Origin of the sequence: Moorena producens PAL-8-15-08-1, from assembly GCF_001767235.1 — a bacterium.
GTDB lineage: Bacteria > Cyanobacteriota > Cyanobacteriia > Cyanobacteriales > Coleofasciculaceae > Moorena > Moorena producens_A.
Map to the genome: position 1 here is coordinate 8,454,500 of NZ_CP017599.1, position 19,736 is coordinate 8,474,235.

Below are 19,736 nucleotides of genomic sequence, written 5' to 3' on the forward strand. Positions count from 1 at the left end.
CGCTATAATTTTCAACCTTTTATACCAAAAAGCAACCGCATTATAGCTAACCTTTTGAATACGAATTCGTAACAAAGCGCCGTCAAAGCTAAGGTTAAAATTGATAGTACTAAGAACTCAGAGAATACTCCTTGCGGTCTAGGTGTAAAGTAACCAACTGTAACTAGGACTACAAGGTGCAAAATATAGTACATGTAAGAGCTTCTACTCATATAGGATAGAAAAGGATTGGAAAAAGATAAATATTTTTTAGCTAACCCTAATATGGCAGCCAGCCAAGACCAAGTATTTAAACCTGCCAAGAGAGAATAAACACAATATTGGGCACTTAAAGTCGGTGTCGGTGTAGAAAATGCTATAGGAAAACCAGCACTTATAATTACTACTATAATTACTGTACTGATGCTCCATATCAATATCCACCATCGCAAATTACGATCTATAATATCTGTAATTTTTTTATCCATACAAATAATATAGCCGATTATAAACGCTAACAGATTGTAGCTAAAATATGCTAAATCTCCAAACACGTTATAGGGAGGTGAAAAAGTCCAAAAACAACCTAGGATAAATGTAGTTGAGAATAATAACCATGGTATAATTATACCAATATAATAATAAATAACGTTGCTTACTCTAAGATGCGCCTTTACGTTTTTTAAATATAAAAACAAAGGTAAAGAAATTAATGTAAATAAAAATAAATACCCCACAAACCAAAGATGTTTCCATCTGGGCGCTCCGCCATACCCATTAAAAGCAGTGAGCATAAAATAAGGGATATATTCAAATATAAAATTCTTTAAATTCCGCTCTTGTATTTCGCTAGGCCAAAAGTAATGCAATATCGGACTTAACAAAATAAGAAAACTTATTAGGGGCAGGATTAGTCTTTGTAAGCGCTCTTGTAGATATGAGACAGTACTCTTTTTTTGCAAATAAATAGCTGCACTATATCCCGATATAGCAAAAAGTAAAGGCATATGCAGTGGCGCAATTAATGCTACATAGAGACTTAACAACTGAGTGGCAACTGAATTCTGAGGAATATTTGAAAATCCTGGAATAAACACCATCATCCAAGCCACATGAAATGGTATTAAATTTAAAATCACTATGACTCTTAGCCAATCCAAATAAAAAAGCCGTGGTCGTGGGGTCACTAATTTATTTACACTAGAGCTTTTAGGCAAAATTTCAAGACTAGACATTATATTGTCGGCTTTTCAAACGGATAGTTCGATTATAAACCCCTTTTAATACTGCCTAGCTCAAAATTGTGTCAATTTAAATTAAAAAAAATTTTCATAAATAATTTTTAATTTACTTATTAAAACTATATACAAGGCTTAAAAAAAACGTTTCCGGATAGTCTATAAAATTTTATTTTTATGATGTACTTTGGTTATTCGTTAGATAGAGGTATAGCAATTCTACGACTTGTTACGACTTGTGAGGTACAAATTTCTGGTTTTTAGGGAGCAGGGAGCAGGGAGCAGGGAGCAGGGAGCAGGGAGCAGGGAGCAGGGAGCAGGGAGCAGAGAGCAGGGAGCAGGTAAGAGGAACCCACCCCTAACCCCTCCCAAGAGGCAGGGCTGTTTCTTGCGTCCGGCTAAAATTTGATTGCTGGGGAGGTGGGGAGATAGGGAGATAGGGAGATAGGGAGATAGCGGTGCGACAATAAGCGCGAATTTAATTCTCCGACTGTAAGCGCACCGTCGGAGAATTTTTATTAATAAAAAGGTATTTTTAACCTGAAAAAAAACCTCTCCCCAGCACCCCAGCTCCCTTTCACCAGATTGAATTGACAATTTATTCGGGGAAAATGAAACAGCCCTGCCCCATTGTAGGGTGGGCAAAAATATTTTGGTTATGGGTGAGTATTCTAGATAATAGAACTTTGCCCACCTATCCCTATGAGCAACTGTATTGCTATTCCCTTATAAAAACCCATACCAAACCGCTACAATACCATAATCATTATAATGCTAAGTAGTCGGACATAAATAAACGGTACTGTCTCGAAAACTTTAAAATGCTTGTAACCTTTACCCCAAAAGGTTTTGTCTATATTTACAAAACTTTATACAGCACCCAAAACTTTTGTCCGACTACTTATTCCCCTAGAGAAGTACCAAAGATGGGCATTCCAGTTAGTATCGAAATCGTTGGGTAATCGCTCCTGAAGACTAGAAGATTGTAGGTGAAGTAGCTCAGGTTTGTTGAGGGGAGTTGGGATTACAGTCCAATCTTTTCTGTTATTAAACTGGCTATAGAGTTTCTCAGTATATGGTAGCACCGCAGCACTATACTTTTGAGTACTTACCACTTCTGTGACTACATCAAGCTGCCCTAGGATAGAAATAACAATACGATCCAATCGTGGCGCACCTTTTACATAGTTGGGAAAGGCATTCAGTACAATTTCTTTGCCTGATTGGAATGTTTCAACCTGGAAAGGTCCACTGCCAATGGGCTTCAGCTGAAAGCTTTTTTGATTGTAAGCGTGGCGCGGTACTATACCGATAGTCATCAGAGAGGCAATGTAGGGTGGTAGTGGAGACTCAAGAATGTCGATGGCCCGGGGGCGTGGTTGGTCAACAATTTCGATAGACTCAATCTGATCAGATTCAATGGCTCGGGAGCTTGGTTGCTCAACAATCTGATCAATCCTCTCTAGGGGCTGAATCTGATCCCGATCAATGGGCGTAATGCTATCATCCTTATCAATATCAACTTGATCAGAATTATCGTCTTTGGGTTCCTCTTCTTTGAGAAAAGGCCACAGTACTTCAAAGCTGATTATCCGATCATTAACGACATTGATATCTCTGATTATGTTTATTACCCGCGTATTTGGGCTTGAGTTAAGTTTTTTATATACCTGATAGGTAAACTCCACATCAGCTACAGTAAGCTGTTTTCCGTCATGGAAACTCACATTTTCAGACAGCTGGAAAGAAATTATTCGAGTATTCTTGTCCTTATTTTCACTCCACCACCAACGAGTGGCAATATCCGGCACAAAAGCCCCTGTTTTTGGATCAAGACGACCCAAACCACGGAAGACTAGGCTCAACACATCCCCTGGACCGTAGTTTATATCCCCTGAAGGGTAGTTGATGTTCACTAATGGGTCAAGGGTATTGATATCACGAAAATCAGCAATGGTTAGTTGGTTTAGACCTTTAACCTCAATCTTTCTGGTAAAGGTGCTGTTAGCTCGGTTGAGGTCTAAATGCTTGTGGTTGGGATCAGCAGTGAAGCGGATGGTGTGGGAACCAGCTTCGAGTCTGAGCTGGCGACGGATACTACTGTCTTGCGATCGCTGATTGGGCTGCAACGGACCATGGGATTGGATTGACTGGGGCTTGTTATCCACTGTCCACTGTACCTCGAAGGCATCAGAAGAACTATTCCCTTGATTGATTAGATCAGCTTCAATGGTAATCAGCTCTCCTGCTGATGGTTGATCTGGTATGATAATAATATTACGCACTCGTAAATCAACGGTGATTGCTTCCCAAGACAGCAGATTGGTGCTTTGACCATCGATAACCACAAACAAGACACCAGAGCCAGTTACTTCGGGCATGGTAACTATTAAACGGGACTTGCTCCACTCCAGAATCTCTGCTGGTTGACCTTGGAACAAAACTGCGGCATTAGGGTCGCGTACGCCAAAATTATCTCCTTCAATCACAACCTGACTTCCCGGTAGTCCTTTTGCTGGTTTGACCTCACTCAAGAACGGTAGCTGTCGCCATATCCGAATCCGTGAATCAGCAATTCCAGTTTTGCGGCTGAGTTCAGCTACCATTGCCGCTGTTTGGGTGTAGCCTTCAAGGTCATTAACTGAGTAAATCCCAATGCCATTTAATTGTTTGATTTCAGCTTCGGTAATACCAGTTAAGGTAGTCAGGGGCCTGGTGCTGATGGGTTGATCAAGTTGCTTACGCACTCCTTGTAACTGGCTTTCTAGGACTTGGGCAAAATCCAGTTTGATAACAGTAGCGCTATTTTCCCCAGGGTCTGTAGTCCGAAATAAGATTTTCCCGTCAGAGGTACGGCGCAGCTTAACTTCTATGTCCAGTTTAAGCTGTTTAATCGCCATCGACTTGCCACGGGCATAAGATTTCAAAGAAAGGGTATCTTCAGCACGGTCAATTTCAGCAGCGATCGCATCAACCATATCCGCTAGCTGCCATTCCGTGTTTTCGTCTTTATTGCTGTCTATATTACCTTGTGTATTGCCGTTGCTGGCTGTTAATGATTCCTCATTAGTCATAGTAGTTTACTAGCAAAAATGTTGAACTTCGGATGGGGTAGTATTATCAGCGCGTTTGTATTTGATATTTAAACCTGTATGGTCTTTTTTTATTGGACAATAAAACTCCGAATCTCTTTCCCCTATTGCCTATTGCCTATTGCCTATTGCCTTTTTGGGCAATTCGTGTGTTTACAACCTAGATACAAACGCTATAGTGATTTTTCAGGAGCGATAGTCATGCGGATGCGACCTAGTTTACCGACAGGGGGAGTTTCTAGGGTTGAAGGTAAACTAATCATTACTCGTGATGTGGTTTCCTTTTGACTTAAAAATTGCCCATCGGTTTGTAGGTATAAATGGGCTGGAATATCAAAATAAACATCTGTAACCTCTAAATTCGTTCCTGCTGTAGTGTCAGAACTTTTTTGGTCGAGGGTGTCAGATACTTCTTCAAGGATTAGGGCAATTAAGTTGCCTAGTGTGATGTCAGCCATAGGTAATGATGCACAGGGGATGATTGAGGTTACTTAATAAGGGAGCAGGGAATCGGGAATCGGGAATCGGGAATTACCCTTAATAAAAATATCTCCAAACTCCCCTCTCTTTTCCTATTCCCTGGGCGCTACCCTATTACAACAATCATCCCGCTGCAATACTTAAGTGATTAGATGATCAAGTTATCCGTTCGATTCTACTATTGGGAAGGTCTCCGTGCGGAAGCGAATTTTAACCTGACCAATGATTTCAGTACTCATGGTGACGTTATCAAATGAACTTTCATTGGTTGCTTTGACTTTTAGTTTGTTGAAGTTCGCTCCAACAGAAGCGCGACCCCATCCCCACCTAGCACTGGCTCGGAGATAAGCGCCAGCTTGTAAACGGTCGTACTCGCTTTTTCGTCTAGTTTCTGTTTCGGTAGCAGTAACGTTAAAGGTAAGTTTAGAAAAGATTTCACCATCGGTGATCACAATCCGTGCCATACCCTGCCGTGCCATCTCCCGGAGATGATCAATCAAGCTTTGTGCCAGTGACTCAGAGAGTTTCCGAAGAATTAGTTGGACTTGAGCAACTGTGAAAGAATTCTTCTGCTCTGGTGTGATAGTGAGTTTAAGGGGTTGTTCCAGATTGACCGTTTCTGCTTCTAATGCTCTTGCTACCTCCTGTAACTTAGTAACACCAGCCTTGCCAGGATTCCCTGTTTTTGGGTCTCTAGGTGTGTTTGGAAATATATAGTTCGCCCGTACAACAGTGCCGCCATTTCCATCCGGGTAGTTTTCATTAAGGTGTGCGTTAATCTCCGCATCAGAGACATTCTCAGCCTCGAACTGCTTGAGGGTTTTAGCTAGGTTAGCAACCAGCTCAGCATAGGCTTCGATCTGTCTGATTGTCGCAGCGATAATAGCATCGAAAGTGCCGTTAATTAAGCCAGCAGTAAACTCCACAAAGCCTAGGTCTTGTACTTGCTTGGCGGCATTAATACCGGTATTAACAGCATCACCGATAGCCATGCCTCCAACCATGGATATCTGAGATTGCTGCTGATTCAGTTTTTCCTCAACCAATTCCTGGAGTGTGTTACCGAGGAGATCAGCAATACCATCGCGCACTAGTTGCCGCTCTTGCTGGTCGCTAATCCGTGCTAGCGCTGAATCAACAATCTCGGTGACGATGCGGTTAACACCTTCTTGCACTAGTGCTTCAGTAGACGGATTTTTATCCGTGGACTGAATTTCTGGGTTTGGCATATCACCTAACTGTGGCGGAATTGGATTTTCTGAAGTCATGGCATGATGTCCTTAAAATTAAATGGTATCAATCGGGGTAACTTATCTAGCCCTTGGATTACGAATGTAACGTTATGCATTCGCTTCATCACAACTTTCAAATGAGTAGATCACACTGAATTGGCTCAATTAAGGTAACTTATCTACCCCTTAATTTACTAATGAATAACGTTGTTGTCCCAACCTAACAACTTTCAAATGAGTTTTTCACCCTGAATAAACCTTTGGTTACAGCAACAGCTCATTCTCAAGCGTTGCTTAATGATGGTATAATTAAGCTCTTCTAGAACCCCACGTTTTTTTGGAAAAAAACTCTCAAAGTTCCCCAGAATTGGGGAAGCACCGGGGTGGATCTAGAGGCTGATGTAGAGGCTGATGCTTTCAATCATTAATCCTTAATTTCAGCAGCACCAATTCTTAGGGTACACCCTAATCAATGGGGCTATTAGGGTTTTAAATGAGATGTAAACAAAAGATGATGGATCAAGGAAACTTCCGATCAAGGACCAGCTAAGACTAGGAAAGAGATTCGAGGATTTTTTGATGTAGGCTAAATGAGCCTAAGTTTTGATGACCTATTTATAAACGCTATATTATTACTGAATTCTGGATCGTGCCTACTGCTCAACACCTGTGAATTCATTACATCGAACTGAGGCGAGAACAAATCCGTAGCCCAAGGGTATCTTAGAGGAAGATAGGGACAAACACTAGAAACCTCATGGCATCTATTCCTAATCCAACTCTGGCAGCTGGTCTAGAAGCTCTGAAACAGGGCAATTACCAGGATGCGATCGCACACTTAGAAGGTGTCTGTGAGATGGAGTTGGATGACTCCATTGTGACGGAAGCCTCTCAATCCCTAGTCGAGGTTTATCCTAAGCATGGTCAGCCAGAAAAAGCGATCGCACTTTGCCAACACCTGAGGGAACACCCTGACCCCCAGATACAGGAATGGGCAGCTAAAACCCAGGCTGAATTAATTACCAAGTATCCCGTTGCTGCTAAGTCCCCTGCTGATGCCACAGGGTTTACTCCCCTAGAGGATAAGGCGTCTAGCCCACTGAAACTGAGCCGTAAACCACACCAGACTGCTTCATCCTCTTCCCTATTACCAGTTCCCTACTCTCCCCCGGATATTCCCACCCTCTACACTCCTCGTCCTCGATGGCGCAACTGTGGACGAGCAGAGCATTGGCATCCCCTGAAATCTCCCAAGATGGAACGGTTGTGGTTAGTGGCAATCACGGTTGCGATCGCATTTTTCTGGCTACTGCGCGTCCTAGTTGAATTCGCCATGGAAACCATCAATTCCATCTTGGTAGAGTTACCGTGGTTCCAACCGTTCCAATTGTTATACCGTGACCCAACTCTAGCCCTAGGAATTACCTTAGCAATCCTATTTATCCTATCGCCCTGGTTAATGGATAGATTGCTAAAACAGTTTCATGGTCTTGAACCCCTATCCCTAACTCAACTAGCTTCCCGCCATCCAGAATCCGCTAAAGTCATCCAAAAGGTTTGCCGCAAACGACGTCTGCCCTTACCGAGCTTAAAAGTTTTACCCACAGACGCCACCGTAGCCCTGACCTATGGTAACTTACCTCGCACTGCTCGCATTGTAGTTAGTCAGGGATTATTAGACCAGCTCAAAGATGATGAAATTGCCAACATCTACGCTGGTCAACTAGGACATATTATCAATCGGGATTTCATGTTGATGTCCCTAGGGGTACTAATTATTCAAATCCCTTACACCATCTATTGGCAAATCCCTCAGTGGGCAGAGAAGCTAAAGGAATTACTGCTAGTTAAATTACCTGGTGCTAGGGGATGGTTAAGCGCAATTCTTTTAGGAATTACCGGTACTGTTGCTTGCGTCAGTTACAGCATTTACTGGGTATTGAGCTTACCCCTGCTATGGTTATCTAGAGCTAGAGTTTACTATAGCGATCGCATCGCCATCTCAATCACTGGTAATCCCAATGGCTTGACCCGCGCCTTACTAAAAATTGCCCTAGGGATAAGCGAAGACATCCAAATTTCCGGCCAAACCAGTGGGCTATTAGAAAGCTTTGATGTCTTACTGCCCGTCGGTTATCAGCAAGCCATAGTTATCGGCAGTTTTTCCCCCACCACCCCCTTTGAAGACATCTTAAAATGGGACTGTACTAATCCCTACCGCTACTGGTTAATCATCAACTCTGCCCATCCCCTACTGGGAGAACGTTTACATTTACCGAAGCGCTACGCCCACTTTCTCAAGCTTCATGCCGAACTAGAGTTACCCGCTTTAATTCCTGCCAGTCGCAATCGAGCTGAATTTTTCTCTAAACTCAGCAACAGTTACAAAGCCTTACCCCTGCTACAAAGTACCCTAATTTTTGGCGTAATAATGGGGGCAGGCCTAAGAGGGATACTTTGGATAATTGGTAAAGTATCTGACCTGCTCGACATTTGGCAGCTAATTTGGCTACATAACGCCAATTCCTTTATCGATGCTTGTATCTTAATTGCCTTTAGTATCAGTGTCTTTCTCTGGATTAATAATTACTTTCCCGACCTCAAACCTACCAATATTGGTACTGACCCCGACTTAGGAGATTATTTCGCTACTAACGCTACTCTACCTCCCGATAGTCGTCCTGTTCTCTTAAGCGGAAAACTATTAGGACGTTCGGGATTACGCAATTGGCTCGGACAAGATTTAATATTACAAACCTCTACAGGTTTAGTCAGACTAAATTACTGTTCCTATCTCGGACCACTAGGTAATATCCTACCTCAACCCACCCGTGTTAGTAATTTAGTTAACCAGACCGTGATTGTCACCGGTTGGTTTCGCCGGGGTGTTAATCCCTGGATTGATATTGAAACCATCAGTATCGAAGAAGATAAAGCAATTCGCAGTTACTATCCCATTTGGATTACCATCCTCGCCACAGTAGCAGCCCTATCCGGCGCTTATCTGATTTTCCAAGTCGGAGCCTGAAATTATTACGAGGGAATCGGGAATCGGGAATCGGGAATCGGGAAGTTGATGTAGGGTGGGCAGTGGGCAGATGTAGGGTGGGCAGTGCATCAGACAGGATCAATTACTGGGATGATAATTTCTAAACACTGCCCACCATCGGATGGGGTTGGCAGTAGATGTAGGGTCGGCAGTAGATGTAGGGTGGGCAGTGCATGAGACCGGATCAATCACTGGGATCATAGTTGCTAGACACTGCCCACCATCAGAATAGTGAAGCAGATGTAGGGTGGGCAGTGCATCAGACAGGATCAATCACTGGGATGATAGTTTCTAGACACTGCCCACCATCGGATGGGGTCGGCAGTAGATGTAGAGTCGGCAGTAGATGTAGGATCGGCAGTGCATGAGACCGGATCAATCACTGGGATCATAGTTGCTAGACACTGCCCACCATCAGAATAGTGAAGCAGACCGGATCAATCACTGCCGACCATAGTTGATGTAGGGTGGGCAGGGTCGCAGAACGGATCAATCACTGGGATGATAGTTGCTAGAGAATGTTTCTAGTTCATGTATTCACAACCCAAATCCAAACACTATAGTATGAAAAAACTGTCTCTAATTTTACCATTAGCTATCTTAACTTTTGGATGTATAGTTGTTAACAGCCAAGAAACATCATCACCCAATAGTTACACTCAATCGGTTACCAGTGAAGTGTTAGGTAGTGGTTATCCGACTCAAGAAAAAAAGGAAATTCTGCAACTTATTCGCCATACCATCAAACCCAGAACAAAACTCCCTACTCATATTCATACGGGAATGCAAATTGGACTAATAGAGGCTGGCACGTTAACGTTTACTGTTGTGAAAGGAGAGGCTAAAGTAAGGAAAGCTAATGGCACAGAATTAATTCTGCAAGCAGGGCAAACTACAGAACTAACCGTTGGAGATTCTCTAGTTGAATCTAGCGGAATGGTTCATTATGGTGAAAACAAAACCAACAAGCCAGTTATTATTTTGTCCGCTTTTCTATTTGATGTTGAGGAACCAAAAACTATTTTAATCGATCCAGAAAAGTGAATAGTAAAGTGTCAGCGGTCAGCGGTCAGTAGTCAGCGCTCAGCGGTCAGCCGTTGGCCTTGCTCGGAAGCTCCCGACTCCCGACTCCCGACTCCCGACTCCCGACTCCCGACTCCCGACTCCCGACTCCCGACTCCCGACTCCCGACTCCCGACTCCCGACTCCCGAAAAAAACATTAAGAAATGTTGCGTTATCTGTAAATATTCGTTACATTTGTTTACATAACTGATTACCCGAGGACCGCTACGTCCTTAAGACCTTGAGCTCACAGCCAGGGATAAAGGCACACTGTAAGCGTATTGGCCCTAGGTTTTCTCCTCCCAACACAGCAAGTATCACCAGCCCCTCTCAATGGCTGGTTTTTTTATATCTACAAATTTTCCATTGCTTGAGGTACTTTCTTTCTGGGTTTTTAGGGAGCAGGGAGCAGGGAGTAGGGAGTAGGGGAGTAGGATAAAGAGTGTTTTAAGTGTTTTAAGAGTGTGATAACTATCGCCACTATCGCGATCTGTTCCCTGTTCCCTGTTCCCTGTTCCCTGTTCCCTGCTCCCTGTTCTCTGTTCCCTGTTCCCTGCTCCCTGCTCCCTGCTCCCTGCTCCCTGCTCTTAACAAATTTGTTACAAAAGTTTTTAAAATATGTTATAATGGTATAATTTTTATGTTATAATAAAATTGCCCCAGACGTTAAACGTTCAACGGGAAGAGCCAGCCTGAAGATATTCCAGGCTGAAGGCTGGCTCTAGGACCCCTTATAACAGGAGATACATTAGATTATGTCCTATGCTGAACGCCTACATCCATGGGTGGTGGTGCGCCTATTGCCCAAGATGCAACGAGTGATTGTAGCTCGGTTCCGTAAGCGATCCGATGCGGAGGGTCATATGCAGGCTCTGAAACGGCTAATGCCCGATGCTCAATTTGTGATTATATTTGATATCGGCGAGCCGATCACTGAAGAAGATTCTTAAGATTATAGGGAGTAGGGAATCGGGAGTCGGGAGTCGGGAGTCGGGAGTCGGGAGTCAGATCAGGGTTCCCTCTTGCCTTTTGCCTTTTGCCTTTTGCCTCTTGCCTCTCCCCAAAGAGATTATTCACGAATAAACTACCATAGCAATATATCCAGAGTACAAACAAGATACTACCACCATGCCGCGACTGAATCTGATCGCTTCTGATCAAGCTTCTGGAAATCAACAGGCTGCACCTATCGAAAGCCGTGATCACTTCGATGGGAATGGGAAAACAAATCAGCCTCAATCTCAGCAGTTAGAGCCCATGACCGGGGTGACATCAAACCAAATTGAGCTGGATTTGGAAGCAGTGAATCAGCAACTTGCTGAGGCTAGCCCTACCAAAATCGTAGAATGGGCAGCTGAAACTTTTGGTGATGGCTTAGTGATGAGTAGCAGCTTTGGGATCCAGTCAGCGGTCATGCTGCACTTGGTCACTACTGTCGTTCCAGATATACCAGTAATTTGGATAGATACGGGCTACCTACCGGTGAAAACCTATCGATTTGCCGAGGAGTTGATCGAACGGCTCAAGTTGAATGTAAAAGTGTACCAGTCTGCCATGAGTCCAGCACGGATGGAAGCCTTGTATGACAGACTCTGGGAAAAAAATGATGTGGAATCCCTCAACCGCTACGACCAGATCCGCAAGGTGGAACCGATGCAGCGCGCTTTGCGGGAACTAAACGCAACGGGATGGTTAGCAGGATTGCGCAAGCAACAAACTGACCATCGCAAGACTATGGGCTGGGTTAACAAGCAGGCAGAGCAGTATAAGATTTTGCCAATTCTTAACTGGCACTCTAGGGATATCTATCAGTATCTCACAGCTCATGATTTACCCTATCATCCTATGTTTGATGAGGGTTATACAACCGTCGGTGATTGGCATTCCAGCCGACCTTTATCCTTTGATGATCAGGATGAACGGGATACCCGTTTTCATGGCCTTAAGCAAGAGTGTGGTATACACTTGCCTGAAACTCCTGGTGAAGCGGCAAGTCTTGATTCTAGCTCGCTTTAATTTTAATAGGGAGTAGGGAGTAGGGAGTAGGGAGTACGGAGTAGGGAGTAGAGGACTACAATGCGATCGCTTACTATTCCGATAATGCTTCTACAATTGGTGGAACAGGCATCTTGCCTGTTTCCTGCTATCTAGAAATAATGCGATCGCATACTAGTTCAATAGTGCCTCTACAACTAATTGGTGGAACTGGCATCTTGCTAGAACAGGCATCAAGCCAGTTTGCTACAGTCTAGAAATAATGCGATCGCATACTATTCCGATAGTGGCTCTACAACTAATTGCTAGAACAGGCATCTTGCCAGTTTGCTACTATCACAGATGTGTATCCTTACTGTTCCGATAGTGCTTCTACAACTGGTGGAACTGGCATCAAGCCAGTTTGCTAATATCACAGATGCGATTGGCCATAGGCCACGCTACGCGATTGACCTTTGGTCACGCTACGCGAACGCATTCTATTCCGATAGTGCCCTGCTCCCTCTTCTCTGCTCCCTGCTCCCTGCTCCCTGCTCCCTCTAAGCAAATAACCTCCAACCCGATTAAACCCTAAGATGGTCACTTGGGATCCCTATCTAGCATCAATCCGTAACACCTACGCCCAAAGGTGGCAAGTTTATACCCTAAGCGATGTCGAAGACCGCAAGCGCAAGCAGCAGCAACCGACCCCGATGCTGTTCAACTTTGACCTAATGGTCGAAACCATCAAGTCGAAGCAGCCACAAAGAGACGGAAATCGGGAAGAAACTGAACGCTTGCCTGTCCTAGAAGGATTGCGCAAGTATGCTGATGACCATGTCTTACTGGTGGGACGTCCCGGTTCCGGCAAATCCACTGCTTTAGTGCGATTGTTAGGGGATGAAGGGATACAAGGGAAAATTCCGGTGCTGGTGGAACTGCGATATTACCAGACATCAGTGCTGGAGTTAGTGCGGAATTTTCTCAAGCGCCATGGTGTACTGCTCGACTCTACCGATATCGAAAGACTATTGTTTGAGGGACAATTCTTGCTACTTATCGATGGCGTCAACGAGTTACCTTCAGATGACGCACGCCAGGATTTGACTCAGTTTCGGCAGGATTACCAGAAGCATACTCCCATGATTTTCACCACTAGGCATTTAGGAGTGGGTGGTGACTTGGGGATTCAGAAGAAGTTGGAAATGCAACCCTTGAGTGCAGCCCAAATGTCGGAGTTTGTCCGAAAGTATTTGCCTCAACAGGGAGAGCAGATGCTTAAACAGTTGGGCGATCGCTTACGGGAGTTTGGGCAAACTCCTCTAGTATTGTGGATGCTATGTTCCCTGTTTCAGGCTCAGGGAGAGATACCGTCAAATCTGGGTTTAGTGTTTCGCTTAACCGAGTCTTATTCTAAGCAAATCAAGCAGGATGTTAAGGTTTCCGATAATAACTCAAGAAAATTTTGGCCTGAGCTGCTGCAACAGTTAGGGTTTGTGATGACAACAGGGGATAACCCTGATAAACCCGAGGAAATAAGCGTTGCTATTACCAAGACCAAAGCCGAGGAAATTTTAACTAATTATCTACTTAAGAAAGCTGTTGTCAATCCTAATGTTTGCGCCAAGAATTGGCTTGAGGACTTACTAAACCATCACTTGATTCAACCATCAGGAGAGTTGATTGAGTTTCGACACCAACTGCTCCAAGAATACTATACAGCAGAATATTTATTGAATCAATTACCACGTCTTAATGATCAGGAGTTACAACAGAACTATCTCAATTATTTGAAATGGACAGAACCTCTGGTGCTGATGCTGCAATTGCTAGACAATAAAAAGCAAGCAAAGCGGGTGGTAAGGTTAGGGTTAGCAGTGGATTGGCAACTGGGAGCCAGCTTAGCAGGAGCAGTAAAACCGGAGTTTCAGGAGCAGACTGTTGGGTTGGTAGCTCAGTTAGAGATTCCGAAGTTACTTAAGGTTGAGCTGTTGGGAATAACTGGATCAGACAGAGCCATACCTGAGCTAATAAATAAATACCTGGATCATGACGAGTATTCTGTGCGTAGTCTTGCGGCATCTGCTCTGGGAGAAATCGGGACAGAAGCCACCATCGACCCCTTAATTAAATTGCTGGATGATGAAAACTCTTGGGTGGGTAGTCGTGCGGCAGATGCTCTGGGAGAAATCGGGACAGAAGTGGCGATTTACCCGTTAATTAAATTGCTGGATGATGAAAACTCTTGGGTGCGTAGGAGTGCGGCAAAAGCTCTGGGAAAAATCGGGACAGAAGCTACGATTGACCCGTTAATTAAATGTCTGGATAATGAGGACTATTCTCTGCGTATAATAGCGGCAAAATCTCTTGGTAAAATTGGGACAGAAGTAGTGATTGAACCATTAATTAAATACCTGAATGATTACAACTCATCTGTGCGTGGAAGTGCGGCATATGCTCTAGGAAAAATTGGGATAGAAGTAGTCATTGAACGCTTAATTATATGGCTGAGGGCTGACAAATCATCTGTGGATAGAAGTGCGGCATATGCTCTGGGGAAAATTGGTATAGAAGTAGTCATTGAGCCATTAATAAAATGCCTGGATGATCAAGACCAAGATGTGCGTTCAAAGGCAGCAGAAGCTCTGTCTGAAATTGATACAAAAGTAGGGATTAACCAGTTAATTTCATGGCTGGATAATTCAAACTCATATGTACGTATAATGGCGGCATATGCTCTGAAAAAAACAGGGACAGAAGTGGCGATTAACCCATTAATTAAATGCCTGAATGAACCCGACAAAAATATGAGTTTTATTGCGGCAGAAGCTTTGGGTGAAATTGGGACAGAAGTAGCGATTGATCCTTTAATTAAATACCTGGATGATGACTATTCCTATGTGCGCGCAAGTGCAGCATATGTTCTGGGTAAAATTGGGACAGAAGTAGCGATTGACCCGTTAATTAAATGCCTGGGTGATGAAGACAAAGATGTGCGTTATAATGCGGCAGAAGCTTTGGGTAAATTCGGGACAGAAGCCACTATTGACTCATTAATTAAATGTCTGGATGATGAAGACAAAGATGTGCGTTATAATGCGGCAGAAGCTTTGGGTAAAATTGGGACAGAAGTAGCGATTGACCCATTAATTAAATTTCTGGATGATGAAGAATCATCTGTGCGTGGAAGTGTGGCATATGCTCTGGGTGAAATTGGGACAGAAGCCACCATCGACCCATTAATTACATGCCTGGATGATGACGACTATTATGTGCGTAGTAAGGTAGCCAAAGTTTTGGGTGAAATGGGTACAGAGGTGGCGATTGATCCGTTAATTAAATGCCTGGATGATAACCAATCATCTGTGCGTTATATGGCGGCAAAAGCTCTGGGAAAAATCGGGAAAGAAGCCACGATTGACCCGTTAATTAAATGCCTAGATGATGACCAATCATCTGTGCGTTATCATGCGGCAGAAGCTCTGGGAAAAATCGGTACAGAAACCACTATTACTAAACTGATTAATCGCCTGAACAAAGAAGAATTTGCAACAAGTATTGATAAATATGCTGTTGAGGAAACCATCAAAGCTATTAAAGCTATTCAAGAGCGCTACCAATTCTACAACCCAACCTATCGTCCCAAACTAATTCCCAAACCCGATCGTCCCAAACCAATTACCACTCAAACCATATACATCCTCCACCTCTCCGACCTCCACATCACCACCCCTGACCAAGCTCAGAATTGGTCAAACCAACTCGCCCAAGACCTGAAGCAAGACCTTGAAATCCCTAAGCTTGATGCTCTTATCCTCTCCGGTGATATAGCCAATTATTCCACTGAACAAGAATACCAGGCTGCACAACAGTTTCTCGACAACTTTCGCAAAGACTTCCCCCTAGACCCGAAGCAAATTGTTCTAGTTCCCGGTAACCATGACCTCAATTGGGAACTCGCAGAAGATGCTTATGATTTTTGGTATCGCAAAAAATACCAAGGTAAACTCACAGAGGGTCACTATATCGAAGAAAGTCAACGGGTGATTCTAGTCCGAGACGAAACCAAATACCAACAACGCTTTGCCCACTTCAGTCAATTCTATCAAGCTATCAAAACTGAACCCTATCCCCTCGACTATGACCAGCAAGCCATTATCGACCATTTCCCAGAGCAAAACTTGCTGATCCTAGGACTAAACTCCGCTTGGCAACTGGATCACCACTTCAAAGACCGTGCTAGCATTCACTCAGGTGCTCTGACCAACGCCCTGACCGAGATTCGCCGTAACTCAGACTACGACAACTGCCTGAAAATAGCGGTTTGGCACCATCCCCTGAATAGTAGCGGAAGCGATAGGATTATCGACCAAGGATTCATCGAACAACTTGCTGTTGCTGGATTCCGCTTCTTTCTCCACGGACACATCCACAAAGCCGAAACCAGCCTTTTCCGTTACGACCTCAGTCCAGGTGGGCGCAAACTCGATGGAATTTGTGCTGGCACCTTTGGCGCACCGACCAAAGAACTGGTACCTGGTTATCCCTGGCAATATAATCTACTGACATTTGAAGCTAATCAGCTCACTGTCCGCACTCGCCGCCGGGAAGAAGCTAATGGTGCTTGGAAACCTGATTCACGGTGGACTCAGGGTGCGGGAGAAGGTGCTAAAGATCATTATTCCATTGAGTTGTAGGGAGTCAGGAGTGATGTTGTGCCAATAGCTGCTCAAATTCCTCAAGGGAATTACTCTCAAGAGAGTTATCAATCAACTGTTTCAACACAGAGATATCTTCTATGGCATTAATCGCTGCCACCAATTCTGGTGATACCGATTCAAACTGATTTTGTAAAATTTTAACTACTGCCTCTTGAAAAGCCTGTTGAAGTCCTTGTTGAAATCCTTGTTCAAATCCTTTCTCCAGAGCTCTCTTCATTGCTCTTTCTTCGACTCGACTAATTAAAGGCATCTGTCTTTCCTCCTGATAACGTTCGAGTGGCTGCAAGTGATTAATTCCATGGTGGGCAGTGGTTATCAACACCCGCCCAGCTAATTTTATCTTTTTGATGCACTGCCCACCCTACATCAACTTCTCAACTATTCCGGTCAAACCATGATCTAGTCAATACAGTGGCTGCAAGTGATTAATTCCATGGTGGGCAGTGGTTATCAACACCCGCCCAGCTAATTTTATCTTTTTGATGCACTGCCCACCCTACATCAACTTCTCAACTATTCCGGTCAAACCATGATCTAGTCAATACAGTGGCTGCAAGTGATTAATTCCATGGTGGGCAGTGGTTATCAACACCCGCCCAGCTAATTTTATCTTTTTGATGCACTGCCCACCCTACATCTACTTTGGGGGACGCAAGAAAGTCTTGTTCCCCCCAAAATTGGGGGGCTAGGGGGGCAAAACCATACCCAGAATCAGCAACGCCTCTTGCCCGTTTCCATACTCTTCAATTGTCCTGACCAACCTGATGTTGTGCCAATAGCTGCTCAAATTCCTCAAGGGAGTTACTCTTAAGAGAGTGATCAATCAATTGTTTCAACACAGAGATATCTTCTATGCTATTAATCGCTGCCACCAATTCTGGTGATACCGATTCAAACCGATTTTGTAAAATCTTAACCACTGTCTCTTGTAAGCTTTCCCGAGATTCTTGAAGTCCCTGTTGAAGTCCTTGTTCCAGACCCCTCTTCATTGCCCTTTCTTCCACTCGACTAATCAAAGGCATCTGTCTTTCCTCCTGATAACGTTCAAGTTCTTGATTCAGCTCCAGTTCTAACTCTTCCGGTAAAGCCATCATTTGATCAATACACTGGAACAGCTTCACTATATCGTTTTTACTATAACCTTGTTCAAAAAGTCTCCGAACCAAGTACCACTTCCATCGCTTGCGCTCCATCGGTTGTTTATGGGTAGCTTTGGTCTTCAAATGAGCCATTACCACTACTGCAAAGCGATGCAGCGCGGTCTTGGGGGTTCCCCCCATGAGCGACTGCATCAAGACAGGGATTAGTACTCGATTCCAACACCTGCCACCTTGACTGATAGTTCAGTAATTTAACTATCGGAAATTCTAGACTCAGGCGACAACCTCCCAACCCATATTCATAGGACGATGGAGACCAAGACGCATTCTCATCTCCCAATACCGCTAAGCTAATCACAGGTTTCTCGTACAGGTCAAATGCCCTGTAATGATATTGGTACATTCCCTTAGCAAAGGTTGATTCTTTTTGGCTTTGTACCTCCACTTGACATCCTCCCGCCGCTAAATCTCGCGATTATAGCGGGGGATTCCTAAGACTCACGACTTAGGTTTCTGTTTCCTTCTCCCTTTTGGGGAGTTTTTCACACCAGCCTTCCGAGACTTGCTCTGTTTCGCCGTAGGCGACGCTACGCGAACGGGTCTTACGGTCGCTCCACAGACTGACACGGCAAGCCCTGCCGCCAAAATATTAATTGATGCATTAATATCGCGATCATGGTGAGTATTACAGGATGGACAATTCCATTCCCGAATACTCAAAGGTAAAGACTCAACGCGATTCAAGCACACAGAACACAACTTACTACTGGGAAACCATCTATCAATGGAGACGGCTTTTCGGTTGTACCATTCTGATTTGTATTTAACCTGACGGATTATTTCCCCCCAGTTAGCGTCACTAATCACTTGAGCTAGTTTATGGTTTTTTACCATATTTTTCACAGCTAAGTCTTCAAACGCAATCAATTGGTTTTCTCTGACAAGTTGAGTGGTTAGCTTGTGAGTAAAATCCCTTCTAGCGTCTTTGATTTTTGCGTGTATCCTGGCCACCTTTAACCTGGCTTTGTCGCGATTATTAGATCCCTTCTGTTTTCGCGACAAAGCCTTTTGGTATTTAGCCAGTTTTTTCTTCAGCTTTTTAAAATGTTTAGGGTTGGCAATTTTATCTCCATCACTGGTTGTAATTAAGCTAGTAATCCCGAGATCGAAACCAACCTGTTGGTCCGTTGGGGACAAACTTAAGTCTCTATGATCATGGAACCTGACTGAGATATGCCAACGATTAGATGGATCCAAGCTGATTGTAACGGTTGTTGGTTCGCAATTTACAGGTAATTGACGACTCCACCGAATAGGTAAAGGTTCTTGGCATTTTGCCAGATAGATTTGACCATCCTTCCACTTAAATGCTGACTTTGTAAATTCTGCGCTACCACCGTTACGTTTTTTCTTGAAATTGGGATATTTGGTTCGACCTGCAAAAAAATTAGTAAAGGCGGTTTGAAGATGTCTTAATCCCTGTTGAAGCGGGACACAACTGACTTCATTTAGAAAAAATAAGTCATCCTGTTTCTTCCAACGTGTCAACATTGAAGAAGTTTCTTTGTAACTTATTCTTTCCTGACGTTCGTACCACCCTTTGGTTCTAGCATCTAGGGCTTTGTTGTAAACAAGTCTTACACAGCCTAGAGTTCTCCTCAACAGAGTCTCCTGTTCAGGTGTCGGATAAAAGCGGTATTGGTAAGCTTTTTCACTCATGCTCACAGTTTAAAATATACCGTGTGAGATATCAACTGGACGCAATTCCTGAGGGGCTGTGTGCGGAACCTGCGTCCGCACTTTATATG

The 19,736-nt window shown here is 43.9% G+C and carries 19 protein-coding genes; 9 read left to right on the forward strand and 10 right to left on the reverse strand.

The features are described from left to right. Positions 1–11: 11 nt before the first annotated feature. The 5 genes from BJP34_RS30950 to BJP34_RS30965 all read right to left on the reverse strand — a co-directional run bounded on the left by BJP34_RS30950 (position 12) and on the right by BJP34_RS30965 (position 6,057). Positions 12–1,214, reverse strand: a complete 1,203-nt coding sequence (locus tag BJP34_RS30950; protein ID WP_083305432.1) for an acyltransferase family protein — start codon at positions 1,212–1,214, stop codon at positions 12–14. Between the two features lie 222 nt (positions 1,215–1,436). Then, positions 1,437–1,814 (reverse strand): hypothetical protein, encoded by a 378-nt coding sequence (locus tag BJP34_RS45870; protein WP_168166485.1) that lies wholly within the window; start codon positions 1,812–1,814, stop codon positions 1,437–1,439. A 272-nt stretch (positions 1,815–2,086) separates the two neighbouring features. Then, a complete protein-coding gene (locus tag BJP34_RS30955; protein WP_070395657.1) occupies positions 2,087–4,291 on the reverse strand; it encodes an ABC transporter substrate-binding protein in 2,205 nt (734 codons plus the stop codon). Between the two features lie 191 nt (positions 4,292–4,482). Next, positions 4,483–4,767: a hypothetical protein gene (locus BJP34_RS30960; protein ID WP_070395658.1), complete on the reverse strand. Its 285-nt coding sequence runs from the start codon at positions 4,765–4,767 to the stop codon at positions 4,483–4,485. 183 nt (positions 4,768–4,950) lie between these two features. Then, on the reverse strand, positions 4,951–6,057 hold the full coding sequence (locus tag BJP34_RS30965; protein WP_070395659.1) for a hypothetical protein: 1,107 nt from the start codon (positions 6,055–6,057) through the stop codon (positions 4,951–4,953). Positions 6,058–6,778: 721 nt separating this feature from the next. Here BJP34_RS30965 and BJP34_RS30970 point away from each other — a divergent pair. The 5 genes from BJP34_RS30970 to BJP34_RS30980 all read left to right on the forward strand — a co-directional run bounded on the left by BJP34_RS30970 (position 6,779) and on the right by BJP34_RS30980 (position 11,083). Then, a complete protein-coding gene (locus tag BJP34_RS30970; protein ID WP_070395660.1) occupies positions 6,779–9,049 on the forward strand; it encodes a zinc metalloprotease HtpX in 2,271 nt (756 codons plus the stop codon). Between the two features lie 585 nt (positions 9,050–9,634). Next, positions 9,635–10,114, forward strand: a complete 480-nt coding sequence (locus BJP34_RS30975) for a cupin domain-containing protein (protein WP_229424111.1) — start codon at positions 9,635–9,637, stop codon at positions 10,112–10,114. A 53-nt stretch (positions 10,115–10,167) separates the two neighbouring features. Beyond that, entirely contained in the window at positions 10,168–10,344 is a 177-nt protein-coding gene (locus tag BJP34_RS44870; RefSeq protein ID WP_158517560.1) for a hypothetical protein, read from the forward strand. A gap of 253 nt (positions 10,345–10,597) precedes the next feature. Next, the gene (locus BJP34_RS44875; protein WP_158517561.1) at positions 10,598–10,768 is read left to right on the forward strand and encodes a hypothetical protein; all 171 of its coding nucleotides are present in this window, start codon (positions 10,598–10,600) and stop codon (positions 10,766–10,768) included. Between the two features lie 120 nt (positions 10,769–10,888). After that, a complete protein-coding gene (locus tag BJP34_RS30980) occupies positions 10,889–11,083 on the forward strand; it encodes a hypothetical protein (protein WP_070395662.1) in 195 nt (64 codons plus the stop codon). Here the strand turns inward: BJP34_RS30980 and BJP34_RS44880 are convergent. Next, positions 11,064–11,210, reverse strand: a complete 147-nt coding sequence (locus BJP34_RS44880) for a hypothetical protein (protein WP_158517562.1) — start codon at positions 11,208–11,210, stop codon at positions 11,064–11,066. The two genes, BJP34_RS30980 and BJP34_RS44880, sit on opposite strands and share 20 nt — an antisense overlap. A 180-nt stretch (positions 11,211–11,390) precedes the next feature. On the opposite strand from BJP34_RS44880, the gene BJP34_RS30985 reads away from it, so the two are divergent. The 4 genes from BJP34_RS30985 to BJP34_RS30990 all read left to right on the forward strand — a co-directional run bounded on the left by BJP34_RS30985 (position 11,391) and on the right by BJP34_RS30990 (position 16,804). Next, positions 11,391–12,149, forward strand: a complete 759-nt coding sequence (locus BJP34_RS30985) for a phosphoadenylyl-sulfate reductase (RefSeq protein WP_070396968.1) — start codon at positions 11,391–11,393, stop codon at positions 12,147–12,149. 113 nt (positions 12,150–12,262) lie between these two features. Next, entirely contained in the window at positions 12,263–12,385 is a 123-nt protein-coding gene (locus BJP34_RS49680) for a hypothetical protein (protein WP_267876415.1), read from the forward strand. 85 nt (positions 12,386–12,470) lie between these two features. Continuing rightward, the gene (locus tag BJP34_RS41410; RefSeq protein ID WP_149031272.1) at positions 12,471–12,671 is read left to right on the forward strand and encodes a hypothetical protein; all 201 of its coding nucleotides are present in this window, start codon (positions 12,471–12,473) and stop codon (positions 12,669–12,671) included. 32 nt (positions 12,672–12,703) lie between these two features. Beyond that, the gene (locus tag BJP34_RS30990; RefSeq protein ID WP_070395663.1) at positions 12,704–16,804 is read left to right on the forward strand and encodes a HEAT repeat domain-containing protein; all 4,101 of its coding nucleotides are present in this window, start codon (positions 12,704–12,706) and stop codon (positions 16,802–16,804) included. Between the two features lie 4 nt (positions 16,805–16,808). Here the strand turns inward: BJP34_RS30990 and BJP34_RS30995 are convergent, their stop codons facing one another. From BJP34_RS30995 to BJP34_RS31010, 4 genes are all read right to left on the reverse strand, one after another. Then, the gene (locus BJP34_RS30995; RefSeq protein WP_070396969.1) at positions 16,809–17,078 is read right to left on the reverse strand and encodes a hypothetical protein; all 270 of its coding nucleotides are present in this window, start codon (positions 17,076–17,078) and stop codon (positions 16,809–16,811) included. A gap of 493 nt (positions 17,079–17,571) precedes the next feature. After that, positions 17,572–18,120 (reverse strand): hypothetical protein, encoded by a 549-nt coding sequence (locus tag BJP34_RS37845; protein ID WP_193431289.1) that lies wholly within the window; start codon positions 18,118–18,120, stop codon positions 17,572–17,574. Continuing rightward, positions 18,029–18,373: a hypothetical protein gene (locus BJP34_RS46165; protein WP_070395665.1), complete on the reverse strand. Its 345-nt coding sequence runs from the start codon at positions 18,371–18,373 to the stop codon at positions 18,029–18,031. Before BJP34_RS46165 ends, BJP34_RS37845 begins: the two co-directional genes overlap by 92 nt. 53 nt (positions 18,374–18,426) lie before the next feature. Further along, the gene (locus BJP34_RS31010) at positions 18,427–19,647 is read right to left on the reverse strand and encodes an RNA-guided endonuclease InsQ/TnpB family protein (protein WP_070394974.1); all 1,221 of its coding nucleotides are present in this window, start codon (positions 19,645–19,647) and stop codon (positions 18,427–18,429) included. Positions 19,648–19,736 lie beyond the last annotated feature (89 nt).